Here is an 18,981-nt window from a genome sequence, read left to right on the forward strand (position 1 = left end):
ATCAGTCTCCGTTGGTGATGGCAATCAGCAGGTCCAGCTTCTCGCTGGCGGCACCACTGTCGATCGCTTCAGCAGCGTAGCTGGCGCCATCGGTCAGGTTATCGGCTTTGCCAGCAACAACGAGGGCAGCAGCCGTGCTCATCAGAACGGCATCGCGATAAGCCCCCGGTTCACTGCGGAACAGCGCCCGCATGGCTTCGGCATTCACGGTTGCCTCGCCACCTTTCAGCGCCTCGATGGTATGTGTCTCCAGCCCCGCATCAGACGGATGTGCCCGGAAACAGGTCACCTTCCCATCCTTCAGTTCGGCGACAGTGGAACCACCGGTCACTGACAATTCATCGGTTCCGTCATCACCATTGAACACCCAGGCTTTTTCCACACCCAGACGGTTCAGAACATGAGCCACAGGTTCAACCCAGTTTGCCGCGAAGACGCCAACTGCAAGACGGGAGACCATCGACGGATTGGACAGCGGACCCAGCAGGTTAAAAATAGTCCGGGTGCCAAGTTCCACCCGTGTCGGGCCAACATGACGCATGGCGCTGTGATGACGGGGCGCCATCAGGAAGCAGATCCCGGCTTCCCACAAAGCCCGCTTCACCAGCGGCATCTCGGCATCCACATTTACACCGAGTTCCCGCAGCACATCAGCCGCCCCGGATTTTGACGACAAAGCCCGGTTGCCATGCTTGGCGACAGGCACACCAGCAGCCGCTGCGACAATCGCCGATGCCGTCGAAATGTTATAAGTGCCGCGTCCGTCACCGCCGGTTCCCACAATATCAATGGCACCTTCAGGTGCATCGATCTTGAGAACCTTCGAGCGCATCACCCGCGCCGCACCGGTGATTTCCTCGACGGTTTCACCGCGAACCCGCAGTGCCATCAGAAAGGCACCGATCTGCGACGGTGTCGCATCTCCGGACATCAGAATATCAAAGGCTGTTTCAGCCTGCTTCTCGTCAAGACACTCGCCATTGGCGACCAGCGCCAGAAGTGCCTTCATATCGCGCATGTCGCTGCTCATCGCGTCACGCTCTCCCTTGTATTTGGCTCCGACTCAGACGGGGCCTTCGGACTGCCCGCAAAAGTGTGCGGAGAATGCGCGCCACCTTCGGCAGCGTCAAGCAAGCGGAGGCAAAGAAGCCTGTTTCCTGCGCCCCCGGTCGGCTTATGCTGCTGACTGAGTCGGCGCACCCCGTCTGGAACGGGACCGCTGCAGGAACAATCTATTCGGATCGCAGGCAGGGAACAATCGCCGGAATGTCGTCACGGAACTGGACAATTGCGACACTGATACTGCTCGGGCTGACTCTGGCCGGGCTGGGCTGGCTGTTCTTTGCCCCCGTCGACAGCCGCCCGATCCGGGCGGGCAGCGATCTCCCCCCGGTTCCGGAGACCGCGTCAGCTGATCCGGTGCCAGACACGACACCCGCTCATCCGTCAAGAAACGCAGCACCGCCCCGACAGAATCCGACCCCGGTTCCGGAGCCTGTCGTCACGCCCCCGTCACCTGCTGCCGGGAAAACAGTTGTTAAAGCCCCGGTCACATCTGCCCGCACGCCCGTCAGCCCGCCGCCCTGGCATCGTTATGCAGCCCCCTTTAAAGCACAGGGCAAACGTCCGCTGATCGCCATTGTCATTGATGACGTCGGGCTGAGTGGCGACCGGACCCGGGATGTCATCAGTCTGAGAGCACCGGTTACCATTGCGTTCCTCAGCTATGCCGAAGACCTGCCGGCGAAATCAGCGGCAGCACGAGAGGCCGGACATGAAGTCATGGTGCATGTTCCGATGGAACCAATGGCAAAGGGAGACCCAGGACCTAATGCGCTGACAACGAATCTGTCCGCGGCAGAAATCCGTGAGCGGCTGGACTGGGCGCTGGGCCGCTTCGAGGGGTTTGTCGGTTTTAATAACCATATGGGCAGCAAGTTCACCTCAGACCGCGCCCTGATGACACAGGTCGCTTCGATCGCGAAGGAGAGGGGGCTATTGTTTCTGGATTCGGTCACCAGTTCAACGTCGGTCGCCTGGGATGTCGCCCGGGAACAGGGAGTTCCCACGGCCCGCCGGGATGTCTTTCTCGACAATGACAATGCGTTTGAGCCGATCCTGGTCCAGCTTGGCCGTCTGGAACGTGTGGCGCGGCAGGATGGCACCGCAATCGCCATCGGGCATCCGCATGAAGCGACACTGGAAGCACTGAACCAGTGGCTATCGGATATCGAAAAACGCGGTTTTCAACTGGCGCCTGTCAGTGAAATCGTCAGACGCAGAATGGCCGCGACGCCAGCGAACTGACGTCGCGATCACACCATCCGGTCAATAAAGCTGATCAATCATTTCACGGTTGACGGTAACACCGAACCGGGCACGCAGATCAGCCGTCAGCTGTTCGATGACATCACTCTGCAACTGGGCTGAAACCTGCTGTGTCAGTGCCGTATGACGGGTTTCATCCTGAACAGCAGGGCGAACTTCAACCAGACGGGCTACCGTCAGACCACCTTCACCGGGAGCCGTTGCCACGCCATTTACCTCAAGACCAAAAAGCTGTGCTGAAAGGGCCGGGCCGATATTGGCTGTCGGGTCACCGGTTTCGCGAACGAAAGCCTGAGACTGGGTGACAGGGAGATCATAGGCCTTGGAGACTTCACTCATCGCCTCGCCATTCTTCAGCCGTTCGGCGATATCGGCGGCAAGCGTCTCAAGACCTTCCTCGACTTTTTCACTTTTCCAGTCAGCAACCACCTGATCCTGTACTTCGGACAGGTCTTTGATCCGGCTTTCAGTGACTGCATCGACACGAAGCATGAAGAACCCGGAATCAGGAGATTCTGTCAGAATACTGGTTTTACCGGCTTCCGTTTCAAATGCCGTTGTCAGGAAGGGACGGGAAAGCTGAAACTGCTCTACCAGTGACTTGCCCTCCGGTGACCCACCATTCTGGTCGACGGCATCGATAATGATTGGCTCGACACCGATCTGACTGCCAGCAGCTTCAAGTGACGCACCTGCACCGACCGCATCTTCCAGCTTGTTGGCCAGATCGAAGCCGTCTTCGGTTGCCTTGTCGAGTGCCAGCTGTTGTTCGATTTCGTCACGGACATCTTCAAACGGGCGGACAGACTGGTCTTCACGTTCGTCGACGCGGAAGATGTGCCAGCCAAAATCACTCTTTACTGGCTCGCTGTAGCCACCCTGAGAGGCTGAAAACGCAAATTCGGCGACCTCGTCGCTGAGCAGGTCACCACGGTTTACCCAACCCAGATCAATGGCACCGGAAGAACCGGCAGCATCTTTGGCGACCGTATCAAAATCGCGGCCTTCAGAGAGCTGCGCATAAGCTGCGGCTGCATTTTCTTTGGTATCAAACAGCAACTGCGTCAGCTTGCGACGACCCGGAACCGTATAGTCATCCAGTTGTTCGTCATAGGCCGCCCGCAAGCTGTCCTCGCCGATGCTGGCATCGCGGGCCAGCAGGGCCGGGGCCAGATTAACCGCGACGATCTTGCGGTATTCCGGTGCGCGATAACGCTCCGCATTCGTTTCATAGTATTTCTGCAGTTCAGCTTCTGTCGGCTCGGCCGGTGCCGGCAGCTTGTCTGCGGTCAGGGTGATGGTTTCTGCAACACGCTGTTCATTACGATAGGCAAACAGCTTGTCGACGAGGGCCGCCGGGGGCTGAACGCCAATCGTTGCAGCCGTGACCAGCTGACGACGACGGATGTCCTGACGCAGAATATCCAGATACCCGCTTTCACTCATACCACCATTCCGCAGAACAGCCGCGAATACACTCGGATCAAACTTGCCACTGGCATCATGAAACGCCGGTTCGGCGGCTAGCTGCTGACCAATCACACCATCACCAGCGGCAATGCCGAGCTCAAGCGCCAGTGCATCAACTGCCGTCTGGGCAACCAGCCGGTTGACGACCTGATCGACCAGACCGAACTGACGCATCAGTTCCGGCGTCAGCTGTCCGTTGAACAGGGGGGCCATGCGCGCCGTTTCCTGCCGGATCTCCCGGGACATATCGACGGCGCTGATCGAAGCGTCACCCACTTCGATGGGGCGGTCATCGGCCTGAATGCGGGCAGAAACGAAATCGCCCACTCCCCATACGGCAAAAGACAGTGCGATGAGAATCAGGAAAGCTTTGACGACCCAGGAGCCGGTCTGACTGCGTATGGCTTGAAGCATTTTTTCATCCGGAAACAATAAATCATTGAACGGCGCCATCATTGAAAAGGCTGTAAAAGCGCCGAACTGGCCCGGATAATGTGTTCGGCGGCTGGATTATGCAAGGGCAGCATGGTAGCCGGTCCAACATACAGGTTTCAGATAAATCAGATCAGGAGAACGAATCATGGCGCGCCGCCCCCTCATCGCCGGTAACTGGAAAATGAACGGCCTCAAACAGGCCGGTCTCTCACTGGCGACAGAACTTGGCGAACGCCTGAAAGCTGCCGCACCTGATGCCGGTTTTGATATGCTGGTTTGTCCGCCTGCAACTCTGATCGATGCCGTCTCGACGGCTGTTTCAGGTACCGGCCTGCTGGTTGGCGGGCAGGACTGCCATGCCCGCTCAAATGGCGCACATACCGGCGATATTGCACCGGAAATGCTTGCCGACCTTGGTTGCAGCCACGTTCTCCTTGGTCACTCCGAGCGCCGGGCCGATCATGGCGAAACGAGTGACGAGGTCGCAGAAAAGGCTCTGAAAGCCGTCGATGCCGGTCTTGTTCCGGTCATCTGTGTTGGTGAGACCGAAGCCGAGAAAGATGCCGGACGCACCCTTGAAGTGCTTGGCGATCAGGTATCACGGTCCGTACCCGACGGTCTGGGAGCAAAGCTTTTTGTCCTGGCTTACGAGCCGGTCTGGGCAATTGGTACCGGACGCACACCGACGGCAACCGAGGCCAATGATATTCATGGTGCCCTGCGTAAAATGCTGGAGCAGAAGGTAGGTGACGCGGAAACCGTCCGTATTCTCTATGGTGGTTCCGTAAAACCATCCAATGCGGCAGAGTTCCTGTCATCAGAACATATCGATGGCGCACTGGTTGGCGGGGCCAGCCTGAAAGCGGATGACTTCTGGGCAATTGCCCAAGTTTGCGCTGGCCAAAATTGAGATCAGTGACTATGTACCGGCAACAAATTCTGCGAACTACTGACTGAATGACTCATGGTTGCTGTCCTTCTCGCCGTTCATTTGCTTCTCGCCATCTTTCTGATCGCTGTCGTTCTGATGCAGCGCAGTGAGGGTGGTGCGCTTGGCATGGGCGGTGGTGGCGGTGGCGGTCTGATGACCTCCCGTGGTGCCGGTAACCTGCTGACACGTTCCACGGCTATTCTGGCTGCCTGCTTCATGGCAACCAGCCTGGCTCTGGCTGTGTTTGGTGAGTCAGACCGCAACGCAGGGGCACTTCAGTCGATTCCCACGCCTGCTGTCGAGCAGCCAGCCGAACCGGCTGTTCCTGCGGCGCCGACAAGCGACTGATAACTAAGCTATTTCCGTTTTTTCCAACGCAACCCTTTGGGTTGCGGCACACATTGCTATAGGTTAACCGCCCATGGCGCGGTATATTTTTATCACAGGCGGCGTGGTTTCCTCTCTCGGGAAGGGGCTGGCGTCAGCGGCTCTCGGTGCGTTGCTTCAGTCCCGTGGATACACGGTTCGTCTTCGCAAGCTGGATCCGTATCTCAATGTCGATCCGGGCACGATGTCGCCCTATCAGCACGGGGAAGTCTATGTCACCGATGACGGGGCAGAAACCGACCTTGATCTCGGGCATTACGAGCGGTTTACCGGCGTTGCATCCCGACAGGCCGATAACGTCACCACCGGACGCATTTACCAGAATGTGATCGCGAAGGAACGGCGCGGAGATTATCTCGGCGCAACCGTTCAGGTGATTCCGCATGTCACTGATGCCATCAAGGAATTCGTGCTGAATGACGTGGAGGATGAAGATTTCATTCTCTGCGAGATCGGCGGCACGGTCGGTGACATTGAAAGTCTGCCGTTTCTGGAAGCCATTCGTCAGCTTGGCAACGAACTGGGCCGTGAACGGACAATGTTCGTTCATCTGACCCTGCTGCCTTATATCGCCGCAGCCGGCGAGCTGAAAACCAAACCGACCCAGCATTCCGTCAAGGAACTGCTCAGTGTCGGTATTCAGCCGGATATGCTGCTTTGCCGGGCAGAGCGCGATATTCCTGAATCTGAGCGCCGCAAGATCGCGCTGTTCTGTAATGTCAGTCAGGATGCCGTTATCCCTGCACTGGATGTCTCCAACATCTATGAAGTCCCCATCAGCTATCATGCCAAGGGAATGGACGATGTGGTCTGCCGACATTTCGGACTGACCGGCGCACCGTCACCAAACCTCAGCACCTGGCGACGGATTTCCCAGACAGTCAGCGCCCCGGAAGGCGGCGACGTGACGATTGCGGTTGTCGGCAAATACACGGTTCTGCTGGATGCCTACAAGTCACTGGCGGAATCCCTGACCCATGGTGGTATTGCCAACAATGTCCGGGTCAATCTGGACTGGATAGAATCCGAGATATTCGAAACAGACGGTGCCGTACAGCGACTTGAGAATGTTGACGGCATTCTGGTCCCCGGCGGTTTTGGCGAGCGCGGCTCCGAAGGCAAGATTGCCGCAGCCCGGTTTGCGCGGGAACGTGGCGTTCCTTATTTCGGTATCTGCTTCGGTATGCAGATGGCTGTCATTGAAGCTGCACGGAACCTTGCCGGTATAAAAGATGCGGGGTCGACTGAATTTGGCCCTTGTGACGAAGCTGTCGTCGGTCTGATGACTGAATGGGTTCGGGGTAACCGGCGGGAGACCCGCAGCGAAGAAGACGATCTCGGCGGCACCATGCGCCTTGGCGCCTATGATGCGGTGCTGGGGGAAGGAACCCGTGTCCGGGAAATCTACGGCAAGGCGAATATTTCGGAACGTCACCGGCATCGTTATGAAGTCAATCCCGACTATCGGGAACGGCTGGAAGCAAACGGCATGATCTTCTCCGGAATGTCACCGGATGGCGTGCTGCCTGAAATCGTCGAAATTCCGGAACATCCCTGGTTTATCGGCGTCCAGTATCACCCAGAACTGAAATCCAAGCCGTTTGATCCGCATCCGCTGTTCACCTCGTTCATCGAGGCCGCACGGAAGCATTCACGGCTGGTCTAGGAGCAACCAGATGGTTGAGCAGAGGACGGTCGAGGTCGGTTCGGTCAGAATAGGCAATAACCTGCCGCTGGTGCTGATTGCCGGGCCCTGTCAGATGGAAAGCCGCCAGCACGCACTGGAAATGAGTTCCGCGATCAAGGAAATCACCGATGCGCTCGGCATTGGCCTGATCTACAAAACCTCCTACGACAAGGCGAACCGTACCAGCGTTTCCGCCGCACGCGGTGTCGGGCTTGAAGCTTCACTGCCGGTTTTTGCAGAAGTCCGGGAAACCGTGGGCTGTCCGGTTCTGACCGATGTTCATGACGCGCTGCATTGCGCTCCTGTCGCTGAAGCGGTGGATGTGCTGCAAATCCCGGCTTTTCTGTGCCGCCAGACCGACCTGCTGATTGCCGCCGGTGAAACCGGCCGGGCCATCAATGTGAAGAAGGGCCAGTTTCTGGCTCCCTGGGACATGGCAAATGTCGCTGATAAAATCCGCAGTACCGGGAATGACCGGGTAACCCTGTGCGAACGCGGTGCCAGCTTTGGCTATAACACGCTGGTCAGCGATATGCGGTCACTGCCGATCATGGCACAGACCGGTTGCCCGGTCGTCTTTGACGCCACCCATTCGGTACAGCAGCCAGGCGGGCAGGGGACAAGCTCCGGCGGCCAGCGAGAATTCGCGCCGGTCCTCGCCCGCGCCGCCGTCGCTGTTGGTGTCGCCGCCGTCTTTATCGAGACCCATCAGGATCCGGACAGCGCGCCGAGCGATGGACCAAACATGATACCCATCAATGAGTTGAAGGGCGTTCTTGAGACATTGATTGCCTTCGACAAACTATCGAAGTCACTTCAGTAATCTTGACCCGCAGGCTTGGTCAGACAGTCTGCGAAAACCCTGAACGCTTTACCATGCCGGCATTTAAAGCCGGTCCCAGATACGCTGTTCCAGTTCAAGTTCCTCCTCAAACTCACGTAATTCGGATTTCGGAAAATCCTTTACCGAAACAACGTGATAACCGTGTTCACCTGTGTCGCTGACAACAATATGCCGCGTATTGTGCTCTCGCATCAGGCGAACGGCCTCGAACCCTTTCGCATCACAATCCAGACATACGGGGTTTGTCGTCATGACTTCCCTGACTTCTGTCTGCTTCGGGTCCAGGCCCGCTTCAAAGACACTGTTCAGCAAATTATAGAGTGTAAAAATCCCTTTGAGTTCATCACCTTCAAGAATCAAAACAGCGCCAACGCCGTGATCTTTCATCTTGCCGGCAACAATACTGACAGGATCAGACGGACGGACAGCCAGTAATATCTGGCCCTCAACAATTTCACCAAGTTTTCTCTGGGGCATGTCCTGATACCTCCTTCCCGGATCGTTATTTACAGGAAGTATCCGGGAAATTGCTTCCCGTATGAATGATATGGATCAACCCAGAGCAAGTTAGCAGAAAAAAGGCCTCATTTCTGCATCAGTAACGCATCCCGGGCTTCAATAGGCAGATGTCCCGAAATGCTTTCGGAAAGCTTCCATTTCCGCGCGTTCCGAGGATGAAGCTTCAACCAGCCATTGCCGGAACTGAGTAACCAGCGGACGTTTTGCTGATTGTTCCGGGCAAACAAAAAAATAATTGAAACAGCTGGTTAACTGGATATCGAGAGGCATCACAAGATTGCCATTCTCAAGGTCCGGTTTCACAAAACCATAATCGGCAATCGCCACACCCAACCCGCGCATCGCCGCACTGACAGCCATTTCAAGGGTCGAAAAGGCAAGGCCGTCGGTGGTTTCAATTGTCTGCTGATATCCCGTCCGCTCCAGCCAGTCGCGCCAGTCTTCGCGGCTGGGTGTCGGATGAATCAGTACATGCCCAGCGAGGTCAGCCGGTGATGAAAGCGGATGCCGTTCCAGATAGTCACGGGAGCATACGGGGGTAAGGACCTCCGTCAGAATATGATCGCTGACAAGACCCGCAGGGGGAGTACGGTCGCAATAAATGGCAGCATCGAACTCCTCGCGCCGGAAATCCGCATTCTCCCCGGTCGTAATCCGGACATCGATATCCGGATGCAATTCCTGAAATTCAGAAAGGCGCGGGATCATCCAGCGAATCGCAAAGGTCGGCGGTGTCTTGATACGCAGTTCCCTCCGTTCTTCCATCACCGAAGCGACAGCATCAGCCAGCCGGTCAAATGACACAGACAGATCTGGCAACAGGGCTGCGCCACGGTCAGTCAGACTGATGGCCCGGTGCAAACGCCGGAACAGCGGAAAACCGAGATACTCTTCCAGTCCCTTGATATGACGACTGACCGCACTCTGGGTGACATGCAGTTCCTCTGCTGCATCCGAAAAACTCAGATGTCGCGCAGCTGCCTCAAACGCCCGAAGCGCATTCAATGACGGAAGACGTCGCATTATTAGCATCTCTTTTTATCATGCAATGGATTAAATCTATCCGTTTGAGAGCCCTTATATCAATGAATACTCTGGATTTCTGACATAAACGGACAATCACATGAATATCACAGCATCAGTTTTTAGAATAAGAGTGGCCCTGACAGAGACACTCATCTCAGTTAGAAACTCCGGTCCTGGTTTTTCTGAAACCCTGCGCTGCTGGAGCTATCGCATCAGAACCCGCCATCATCTGTCCACCATGGACAGTCATCTGCTGGCAGATATCGGGCTGACGACGGAAGATGCCATCACCGAGTCCCGGCAGCCGTTCTGGAGGCCAGTATCTCCATCCCGGAGCGGGCTTGGCTTGCGCCGCTAAGCGGCCTCGTCTAGAACCGCTCGTCCTTTCACTGACGCCGGAGTCCGGAGGTATCATGTCTGCCATTATCGATATTCATGCCCGCGAAATTCTCGATTCCCGGGGCAACCCGACCGTTGAAGTCGATGTCTGCCTCGAAACTGGTGCTGTTGGTCGCGCGGCGGTGCCGTCCGGTGCCTCCACGGGCGCCCATGAAGCCGTAGAACTGCGGGATGGCGATGCCTCCCGGTATGGCGGCAAGGGTGTTCTTAAAGCCGTCGAAGCCGTGAACGGCGAGATATTTGATGCGCTTTCCGGTATGGATTCAGAAAATCAGACCGCCCTTGATCAGATCATGATCGCGCTGGATGGCACCCCGAACAAAAGCCGCCTCGGCGCGAATGCAACGCTTGGCGTCAGTCTCGCGCTGGCCAAAGCGACCTCGATTGAACTCGATCAGCCGCTGTTCCGCTATGTCGGCGGCGTCTTCGCCCGCGACCTGCCTGTGCCGATGATGAATATCGTCAATGGCGGCGCCCATGCGGACAACCCGATCGACATTCAGGAATTCATGGTCATGCCGGTTGGCGCGGAAAGCGGATCGGAAGCCATCCGCGTTGGTGCAGAAATTTTTCAGGCCCTCAAGAAGGCACTGTCGGCTGCGGGCCATAACACCAATGTCGGTGATGAAGGCGGCTTTGCTCCCTCACTGAGCAGCGCCGACGAAGCTCTCTCCTTCATCATGAAGGCGATTGAAGCAACCGGTCGCAAGCCGGGCGATGATGTGTTGCTGGCGCTGGATTGCGCCTCCACCGAATATTTCAAAGATGGCATCTATGATCTGGCGGGTGAGGGCAAGAAGCTCGATGCTGCCGGTCACGTCGCCTATCTCGCCGACCTCTGTGCCCGCTATCCCATCCTGTCGATTGAAGACGGCATGGGCGAAGACGATATGGCGGGGTGGGAACATCTGACAGCCGAGATCGGTGACAAGGTACAGCTTGTCGGTGACGACCTGTTCGTGACCAACACCGCGCGCCTCATTGATGGCATCGCCAACAAGCGGGCCAACGCCATTCTGGTGAAGGTGAACCAGATCGGTACCCTGACTGAAACACTGGAAGCGGTCGAGACGGCCCACAAGGCTGGTTACCGGGCCGTCATGTCTCATAGGTCGGGAGAGACCGAAGACTCAATCATTGCCGATCTTGCGGTTGCCACGAACTGCGGCCAGATCAAGACCGGCTCACTGTCGCGTTCTGACAGAACGGCGAAATACAACCAGTTGATCCGGATCGAGGAAATGCTGGGTGCAGCAGCCCGTTACCCCGGACGTGCCGCCCTGGCACGATAATCCCGGCGACATTTACGCTTTTTAAAGCGGCGGAGGTGTTATCTGACCTCCGCCGTTTTGTTTTTTGGGGCAGGGGACCGTTATCTGGCAATGACTATTGTCGAACAAATCAGAATGCGCAGCCGTCGTGCGGTCATGCCAGCCTGTGCCATCGCCTTCCTTGGTTATTTCGTCTATCATGCACTGCAGGGGGATCTTGGCCTTGTGGCATGGTGGCGACTGAATCAGGAGATCACTGTCGCTCAGGCTGAACTGGCTGAGGCGACAACCCTCCGTGAAACATGGGCCCGCCGGGTGCATCTGCTGCAGCCGGAAAATCTCGATCCGGATATGATGGACGAAAGGGCACGCAAAATGCTCAATCTGGTCCATCCGGACGACCGCATCATTCCAGTCCCCGGAAGTATAAATTAACCGATATCAAGTTATTTTTCATATTCACAAATAAAATCAATGACTTAACGATTTTTACGATTTTTCCGTCTATTGCATAACTGAAGAATTATCATTATCCTCCAAGGAAAGATTAGGCTGGACCCGTTGGTATCTGGCTGACTGACCGCGCAGATCACAGCGCAATTTCTGGAGGGAATGATGGCGACATCGACCAAACGCAAATCATCCGCGCGCGGTAAATCCGCGGGGCCGGACAAGGATACCCTGCTTCATTATTATCGCGAAATGCTGCTGATCCGCCGCTTTGAAGAAAAAGCCGGGCAAATGTACGGCATGGGTCTGATCGCCGGTTTCTGCCACCTCTATATTGGTCAGGAAGCTGTCGTGGTCGGTATCCAGGCAGCCATGAAAGAGGGTGATACCGTCATCACCAGTTACCGCGATCATGCGCACATGCTGGCAACCGGCATGGAAAGCCGTGGCGTGATGGCAGAACTTACCGGCCGTTCCGGAGGGTATTCCCGCGGTAAAGGCGGGTCGATGCATATGTTCTCCCGCGACAAGGGCTTCTTCGGTGGCCATGGCATCGTGGCGGCTCAGGTGCCGATCGGTACGGGACTTGGCTTTGCTCACAAATACAAAGACGAGGACAACCTCTGCGCCACCTATCTTGGTGATGGCGCCATCAATCAGGGGCAGGTCTACGAGGCTTTCAACATGGCCGCTCTCTGGAAGCTGCCGGTCCTCTATATCATTGAGAACAACAAATATGGCATGGGCACTTCGGTCGCCCGCGCCTCGGCCCATACGGATCTGTTCAACCGCGGCAGCGCCTATGGCATTCCCGGTGAGGAAGTCGACGGCATGAATGTGGTGACCGTCAATGCGGCTGCCGCAAAAGCCATCGAGCATATCCGGGCAGGCAAGGGGCCTTATATCCTTGAAATGAGCACCTATCGCTACCGCGGGCATTCCATGTCCGATCCGGCGAAATACCGCTCAAAGGAAGAAGTTCAGAAGATGCGGTCCGAACGCGACCCGATTGATAATGTGCGGGCCATGTTGCTCGACATGAAGGATGTCACGGAAGAATCGCTGAAAGAAATCGACAAGGAGGTGAAAGCCATCGTCTCCGATGCAGCAGATTTCGCACAGCAGTCTCCTGAACCCGATATTTCCGAACTCTGGACCGACATTCTGGTGGAGGCCTGATCCATGCCAATCGAAATTCTGATGCCGGCCCTCTCGCCAACCATGACCGAGGGCACACTATCCAAATGGGCCGTCAAGGAAGGTGACAGCGTCGCCAGTGGTGACGTCATTGCTGAAATTGAAACCGACAAGGCGACGATGGAAGTCGAAGCCGTTGATGAAGGCAAAATCGGCAAGATCCTGATTGACGAAGGCAGCGAAGGTGTTGCGGTAAATACACCCATCGCCATCCTGCTCGAAGAAGGCGAAAGTGAATCGGATATGGAGAACATGTCCTCATCCGCGCCGAAGCCGGATGCCGGGTCTGACGCCGACAAGCCGAAGGCAGAGCCGGACAGCGCGCCTGAATCCCGCCCGGAACCGACTGCGGCTTCCGCCAGCCCGATTCCTTCCGCCCCCGCAGAACCGGAATATTCCGGCGAAACGACAAGCTGCACGGTCCGTGAAGCACTGCGCGATGCGATGGCAGAGGAAATGCGCAAGGACGAACGCGTCTTCCTGATGGGCGAGGAAGTCGCTGAATATCAGGGTGCATACAAGGTCAGTCAGGGCCTGCTCGACGAATTCAGCTCGAAGCGGGTGATTGATACCCCGATCACCGAGCACGGATTTACCGGCGTTGGCGTTGGTGCCGCTTTCGGGGGCCTGCGCCCGATCGTCGAGTTCATGACCTTCAACTTCGCCATGCAGGCGATGGACCATATTATCAACTCCGCCGCCAAGACGCTTTATATGGCCGGTGGTCAGATGGGCTGTCCGATCGTCTTCCGTGGTGCGAATGGTGCGGCCTCACGTGTCGGCGCACAGCATTCACAATGCTATGCCAGCTGGTACGCCCATGTACCCGGCCTGAAGGTTGTCTCGCCCTGGAACTCGGTTGATGCGAAAGGCCTGCTGAAAGCAGCCATCCGCGATCCGAACCCGGTGATCGTGCTGGAGAATGAAATTCTCTACGGCCAGAGCTTCGACGGCGTTCCGACCGACCCGGACTGGGCATTGCCAATCGGCAAGGCCAAGATCGAACGGGAAGGCTCCGACGTTACCATCATCGCCTATTCACTGATGGTTGGCCGCGCACTTGAAGCCGCCAAGAAGCTGGAAGAAGAAGGCATCTCGGCAGAAATCATCAACCTGCGCAGCCTGCGCCCGCTGGATACTGAGACCATCGTCAAGTCGGTCAAGAAGACCAACCGCATCGTTTCAGTCGAAGAAGGCTGGCCGGTGGCTGGCATGGGTTCGGAAATCGCTGCAATCTGCATGGAACAGGCCTTCGACTGGCTTGATGCGCCGGTGGTTCGTGTCTGTGGTGCAGATGTGCCGATGCCCTATGCCGCCAATCTTGAAGCCCTCACCATTCCGCAGGCAGACAAGGTGGTCGAAGCCGCCAAGTCCGTCTGCTATCGCGACTGAGCCGGTAGGGAGGAAAAACCATGACCGTTGAAATTCTGATGCCGGCCCTGTCCCCGACGATGACGGAAGGGACACTTGCAGCCTGGCATAAGAAAGAAGGCGATAGCGTTGCCTCGGGTGACGTGATCGCTGAAATTGAAACCGACAAGGCCACGATGGAAGTCGAGGCTGTCGATGAAGGTGTGATGGGGAAAATTCTCGTCGAAGCCGGCACGGAAGGCGTCGCTGTCAATGCGGCCATCGCCATCCTGCTGGAAGAAGGCGAGGACGAAAGCGCACTGGATGCCGCCGTGAAGAACGCCGGTTCCAGCGCCCCGTCAGGATCCGGATCCCAGCCGAAGGAAGAAAAGGCGGAAGCCAGGGCCGAACCTGAAAAACCGGCTGCTGACAGCAAACCTGCCGAAAGCAAATCCGGTGGCGTCACCTTGTCGGAAGATTCAAAAGCACCGGCAGCACCGAAGTCGGAAAGTGGCGAGCGTATTTTTGCCAGCCCGCTGGCCCGCCGCATCGCCAGCCAGGAAGGTGTTGATCTGAAAGCCGTGAAGGGCTCCGGCCCACACGGTCGTATCGTGAAGGCTGATGTTGAAGAAGCCATCAAAAGCGGTACAGGCAGTCCGGCAAAAGACGCTGCGAAATCTGCCGACAAGCCGTCAGAGAAGGCAGCGACACCACCTGCACCGATGTCGACAGACAATCCGTTCGAGCCGGAGTTCGAGCTCGAAAAACTCAACAATATGCGCAAGACCATTGCCAAGCGCCTTGCCGAATCGAAACAGAACATCCCGCATTTCTACCTCACGGTGGATGTCGAACTGGATGAACTGCTGGCGCTGCGCAAAAAACTCAATGACCGCGCAGACGGGGCCTACAAGCTGTCGGTCAACGATCTGGTGATCAAGGCCGTCGGCATTGCCCTGCGTCAGGTCCCGGCAGCAAACGCATCCTACACGGCGGATGGCATCAAACTGTACAAGCAGGCTGATGTCTCCGTAGCTGTCGCCATCGATGGTGGCCTGATCACCCCAGTGGTCCGCGATGCGGGGAACAAGGGTCTGTCCGTCATTTCCAATGAAATGAAGGAACTGGCCAGCAAGGCGAAAGAAGGGAAGCTGCAGCCTGAGGAATATCAGGGCGGCACTTTCTCGATCTCCAACCTCGGCATGTTCGGCATCACCAATTTCCAGGCAGTCATCAACCCGCCGCAGGCCTGTATTCTGGCCGTCGGTGCGGGACAGCAGCGTGCGGTCATCAAGGATGGTGCCGTACAGGCAGCGACCGTAATGTCCTGCACCCTGTCGGTTGACCACCGGGCCGTTGACGGTGCTGTCGGTTCCAGCTTCCTCACAGCCTTCAAGAAGCTGCTGGAAGAGCCACTTTCAATGATGCTGTGAGTTTGCGCGCATGAATTGCGTAAACATCAGCGACAAACTGGCGCAGTTCGATGACTGCTGGTCACCAAAGGTGGTCGGTCAGGTCAACAACTGCGCCATCAAGCTGGTGAAACTTGAAGGCGAATTCGTCTGGCATCATCACGAGGATGAAGATGAAATGTTTCTGGTCCTATCCGGCCAGATGAACATGGAATTCCGGGACAGAACCGTCGAGGTCGGTCCCGGAGAATTCATCGTCGTCCCGCATGGCGTCGAGCACCGGCCGGTTGCGATCGGTGGTGTCTGCGAAGTGATGCTGGTGGAGCCGGACAGCGTGCTGAATACCGGGAACGTTCATAACGAACGCACCGTCGAACATCTGGACAGGATTTAGAGGAGGCCGGTCATGGCCGATAACAATTTTGATATCCTCATCATCGGTGGCGGCCCTGGCGGCTATGTCGCTGCAATTCGGGCTGCTCAGCTCGGGATGAAAACCGCCGTGGTCGAGAAGAAACATCTCGGCGGCATCTGCCTGAACTGGGGTTGTATCCCGACCAAGGCGCTGCTGCGCTCGGCTGAAATTTATCACTACATGAACCACGCCGAAGATTACGGTCTCACGGCCGGCAAGGTCGGGTTTGATATTGCCAAGGTGGTACAGCGTTCCCGTGGCGTCTCGAAGCAGCTTAACGGCGGTGTCGGTCACTTGCTCAAAAAGAACAAGGTGACAGTCATCGATGGAACCGCCCGTCTGCTTGGTGGCGGTAAGGTCGGTGTGTCGAAAGATGGCAAGAGCATCGGTGATTACAGTGCCAAACATATCATCATCGCAACCGGTGCACGTCCGCGCGGGCTGCCGGGTATGGAGCCTGATGGCAAACTGATCTGGACCTATTTCGAGGCCATGGTTCCTGAAACCATGCCGAAAAGCCTGGTTGTCGTCGGCTCCGGCGCCATCGGTATCGAATTCGCGAGTTTCTATCGCACCATGGGTGCAGATGTGACTGTGGTTGAGGTCATGGACCAGATCATGCCGGTCGAAGATGCCGAGATTTCCAAGATTGCCCGCAAGCAACTGGAAAAGCAGGGTCTCAAGATCATGACCAAGGCCAAGGTGACTGCCGTCAAGAAGGGCAGCAATGATGTCACCGCGACGGTTGAGGATGCCAAGGGCAAGACCATTGAAATCAAGGCAGAACGCATGATTTCTGCGGTTGGTGTGGTCGGAAATATTGAAGATATCGGCCTGGACAGCACAAAGGTCAAAACCGACCGCGGCTGCATCGTCATTGATGAATATGGCCGGACAGCAGAGCAGGGCATCTATGCCATCGGCGATGTTGCCGGACCGCCGATGCTGGCGCACAAGGCAGAACATGAAGGCGTGATCTGCGTCGAAAAAATTGCCGGACTGCATCCGCATCCGATGAAGAAAGAACAGATCCCCGGCTGTACCTACTGCCACCCGCAGGTAGCCAGTGTTGGTCTTACCGAAGCAAAAGCCAAGGAAGCCGGCTATGACGTTCGCGTCGGACGTTTTCCGTTCATTGGAAACGGCAAAGCCATCGCTCTGGGTGAGCCGGACGGCCTGATCAAGACGGTCTTCGACAAGAAGACAGGTCAGCTACTCGGCGCCCATATGGTCGGGGCGGAAGTCACCGAACTGATCCAGGGTTATGTCGTCGCAATGGGCCTTGAGACCACCGAGGAAGAGCTGATGCACACCGTCTTCCCGCATCCGACACTGAGCGAAATGATGCATGAAAGCGTCCTCGACGCCTACGGCCGCGTCATTCACATGTAAAATCCTCCGCTTCATCCCGAACGCTTCCGGGATGAAGCGGAGTTCACAGCCTCAGGCTGCGGCTTCCAGAGACGACCGGCGAAGCTGGCTGGCCCGGTGCATCAATGTCCTGTTGATATGTCCGTTGGACTTGATCGCCAGACGTTCTGCTGCGAATGCTTCAGCCACATCCCGTGAGCCGGAACGAATCGCGGCATCGGTCAGTGTCCAGTCAATGATATCGCGCTGGGCGTGACTTCCACCGAAAGCATGCGCGAAACGGCGCACCGGATGCAGGCGTTCCACAGCCTGCGAGAAATCACCCCGGTGCCAGGCCTGAAAACCTTCAATCAGGGGCAAGGCAATGGTGGCAGCCCAACCGGCTGACTCGCTTCCACACGCTGACTGTTGCCGGCAGGTTGACAGCAGATCCTCAACCTCTTTCTCCCGCCCGGCGCCGAGATAAACCATAGCGGCATGCCAGTCATTAAAGCCATAAAGCCTGCCATCCGCATGCAGGGACCATCGGTCTGCAATCGATATGCAGCGGTCACTGACATCCACCCCCGTCATTTTCAGACGCCATAACATCGCGGCCGCATCAACCAGATCGGCAGCAACGGTACTGGCCCCGGCAACAATATGATCATCATAGATGGCGATGGCTTCCGCTGACTGGTCCAGATCAAGATGAAACAGGGCCTTGTGCCACCAGTTATGGACCTGAAAGAAATTATCCTCGGCTGACCAGTAAGCCTCACGGGTTGCCATCCAGCCAATGCCATCTTCCGGACGACCCTGCATTTCCATTACATGCGCGACGGCGTGATGTGCCCAGCAATCCCGTGGATTCATCGCCAGCGCACGACGTCCTGTTTCCTCGGCTTTTAAATAATCACCGGCTTCCTCAAGCCCGAAACTATGCATGCCAAGGACCAGCGAGTACCCAGGGATATCCGGAGTCCAGTGGGGCAGGGCGCGGGCAATCCGGTTGCGCAGATTCCGCGCATCGCCGCGAAAAAAATCAAGCAACTGCCCGACCTGCAATGCCAGAATGTCCCGTGGGTACTGCATGGACAGGAAATCCAGTGTCACGGCCGCCCGGGACCATTCGCCGCGCAGCAGGTTGTCCAGCGCAGCGATGTGAAAGCCTTCACGCTCATCATGACCAAGTGATTTGGCATGCATGACAATTTCACTGGCAGCAGCGGTTGCTTCCGGCTCTGTCGACACAGCAAACAACCAGCTCTTCAGAATATGGGCCATTGCAAAAGCCGGCGCTTTATCGATAGCTGCATCAGCCAGCGCCACCGGATCACCTGAATAAATCTGGAATGCAGCAACGGCATCATCATAAAGCTCCGCAGCTTCAAGGGTCGCACCCGTTACCGCATTGCCCTGTCTGTCTTTCGTTATCATCTCTACTCCTTCGGATAAAAGCCATCACCGGCACCCGGCCGGAGATGTATTGAGGGGAGCGGTTTTCTAT

General features: G+C 56.7%; 18 protein-coding genes. 13 read left to right on the forward strand and 5 right to left on the reverse strand.

Annotated elements, in window-relative coordinates:
• Position 1: 1 nt before the first annotated feature.
• Positions 2-1,030: an anthranilate phosphoribosyltransferase gene (trpD, locus tag GH722_16120; GenBank protein ID MRG73296.1), complete on the reverse strand. Its 1,029-nt coding sequence runs from the start codon at positions 1,028-1,030 to the stop codon at positions 2-4.
• Positions 1,031-1,104: 74 nt separating this feature from the next.
• Here trpD and GH722_16125 point away from each other — a divergent pair, with 74 nt between their 5' ends.
• Entirely contained in the window at positions 1,105-2,307 is a 1,203-nt protein-coding gene (locus GH722_16125; GenBank protein MRG73297.1) for a divergent polysaccharide deacetylase family protein, read from the forward strand.
• Between the two features lie 21 nt (positions 2,308-2,328).
• On the opposite strand, the gene GH722_16130 is transcribed toward GH722_16125, so the two are convergent.
• Positions 2,329-4,254, reverse strand: a complete 1,926-nt coding sequence (locus GH722_16130; GenBank protein MRG73298.1) for a hypothetical protein — start codon at positions 4,252-4,254, stop codon at positions 2,329-2,331.
• 121 nt (positions 4,255-4,375) lie between these two features.
• Here GH722_16130 and GH722_16135 point away from each other — a divergent pair, with 121 nt between their 5' ends.
• From GH722_16135 to kdsA, 4 genes are all read left to right on the forward strand, one after another.
• A complete protein-coding gene (locus GH722_16135) occupies positions 4,376-5,143 on the forward strand; it encodes a triose-phosphate isomerase (protein ID MRG73299.1) in 768 nt (255 codons plus the stop codon).
• Positions 5,144-5,197: 54 nt separating this feature from the next.
• Positions 5,198-5,512: a preprotein translocase subunit SecG gene (secG, locus tag GH722_16140; GenBank protein ID MRG73300.1), complete on the forward strand. Its 315-nt coding sequence runs from the start codon at positions 5,198-5,200 to the stop codon at positions 5,510-5,512.
• 73 nt (positions 5,513-5,585) lie between these two features.
• The gene (locus tag GH722_16145; GenBank protein ID MRG73301.1) at positions 5,586-7,217 is read left to right on the forward strand and encodes a CTP synthase; all 1,632 of its coding nucleotides are present in this window, start codon (positions 5,586-5,588) and stop codon (positions 7,215-7,217) included.
• Between the two features lie 10 nt (positions 7,218-7,227).
• Positions 7,228-8,061 (forward strand): 3-deoxy-8-phosphooctulonate synthase, encoded by an 834-nt coding sequence (gene kdsA / locus GH722_16150; protein MRG73302.1) that lies wholly within the window; start codon positions 7,228-7,230, stop codon positions 8,059-8,061.
• A gap of 63 nt (positions 8,062-8,124) precedes the next feature.
• Here the strand turns inward: kdsA and GH722_16155 are convergent, their stop codons facing one another.
• Together GH722_16155 and gcvA are read right to left on the reverse strand one after the other, a co-directional pair.
• Positions 8,125-8,559 carry a CBS domain-containing protein gene (locus GH722_16155; protein MRG73303.1) on the reverse strand — a complete coding sequence of 145 codons (435 nt, stop codon included), beginning with the start codon at positions 8,557-8,559 and terminating at the stop codon, positions 8,125-8,127.
• A 138-nt stretch (positions 8,560-8,697) separates the two neighbouring features.
• A complete protein-coding gene (gene gcvA / locus GH722_16160; protein MRG73304.1) occupies positions 8,698-9,633 on the reverse strand; it encodes a transcriptional regulator GcvA in 936 nt (311 codons plus the stop codon).
• Positions 9,634-9,724: 91 nt separating this feature from the next.
• Between gcvA and GH722_16165 the strand changes: the two genes are divergently transcribed.
• The 8 genes from GH722_16165 (at position 9,725) to lpdA (ending at position 17,513) form a co-directional block, all read left to right on the forward strand.
• Entirely contained in the window at positions 9,725-9,985 is a 261-nt protein-coding gene (locus GH722_16165; GenBank protein ID MRG73305.1) for a DUF1127 domain-containing protein, read from the forward strand.
• Between the two features lie 55 nt (positions 9,986-10,040).
• Positions 10,041-11,318, forward strand: a complete 1,278-nt coding sequence (locus GH722_16170) for a phosphopyruvate hydratase (protein MRG73306.1) — start codon at positions 10,041-10,043, stop codon at positions 11,316-11,318.
• Between the two features lie 90 nt (positions 11,319-11,408).
• Positions 11,409-11,732: a septum formation initiator family protein gene (locus tag GH722_16175; protein ID MRG73307.1), complete on the forward strand. Its 324-nt coding sequence runs from the start codon at positions 11,409-11,411 to the stop codon at positions 11,730-11,732.
• Positions 11,733-11,912: 180 nt separating this feature from the next.
• A complete protein-coding gene (pdhA, locus tag GH722_16180; GenBank protein MRG73308.1) occupies positions 11,913-12,926 on the forward strand; it encodes a pyruvate dehydrogenase (acetyl-transferring) E1 component subunit alpha in 1,014 nt (337 codons plus the stop codon).
• Positions 12,927-12,929: 3 nt separating this feature from the next.
• Positions 12,930-14,336, forward strand: a complete 1,407-nt coding sequence (locus tag GH722_16185; GenBank protein MRG73309.1) for a pyruvate dehydrogenase complex E1 component subunit beta — start codon at positions 12,930-12,932, stop codon at positions 14,334-14,336.
• Positions 14,337-14,356: 20 nt separating this feature from the next.
• Positions 14,357-15,727, forward strand: a complete 1,371-nt coding sequence (locus tag GH722_16190) for a pyruvate dehydrogenase complex dihydrolipoamide acetyltransferase (protein MRG73310.1) — start codon at positions 14,357-14,359, stop codon at positions 15,725-15,727.
• Between the two features lie 10 nt (positions 15,728-15,737).
• Complete coding sequence (locus GH722_16195) at positions 15,738-16,100, forward strand: cupin domain-containing protein (protein ID MRG73311.1); 363 nt, start codon at positions 15,738-15,740, stop codon at positions 16,098-16,100.
• Positions 16,101-16,112: 12 nt separating this feature from the next.
• Positions 16,113-17,513, forward strand: coding sequence for a dihydrolipoyl dehydrogenase (lpdA, locus tag GH722_16200; GenBank protein ID MRG73312.1), 1,401 nt, complete (start codon positions 16,113-16,115; stop codon positions 17,511-17,513).
• A gap of 51 nt (positions 17,514-17,564) precedes the next feature.
• On the opposite strand, the gene GH722_16205 is transcribed toward lpdA, so the two are convergent.
• On the reverse strand, positions 17,565-18,911 hold the full coding sequence (locus tag GH722_16205; GenBank protein ID MRG73313.1) for a tetratricopeptide repeat protein: 1,347 nt from the start codon (positions 18,909-18,911) through the stop codon (positions 17,565-17,567).
• Positions 18,912-18,981: the final 70 nt, after the last annotated feature.

Source organism: Alphaproteobacteria bacterium HT1-32 (assembly GCA_009649675.1).
Classification (GTDB): Bacteria; Pseudomonadota; Alphaproteobacteria; order Rhodospirillales; family HT1-32; genus HT1-32.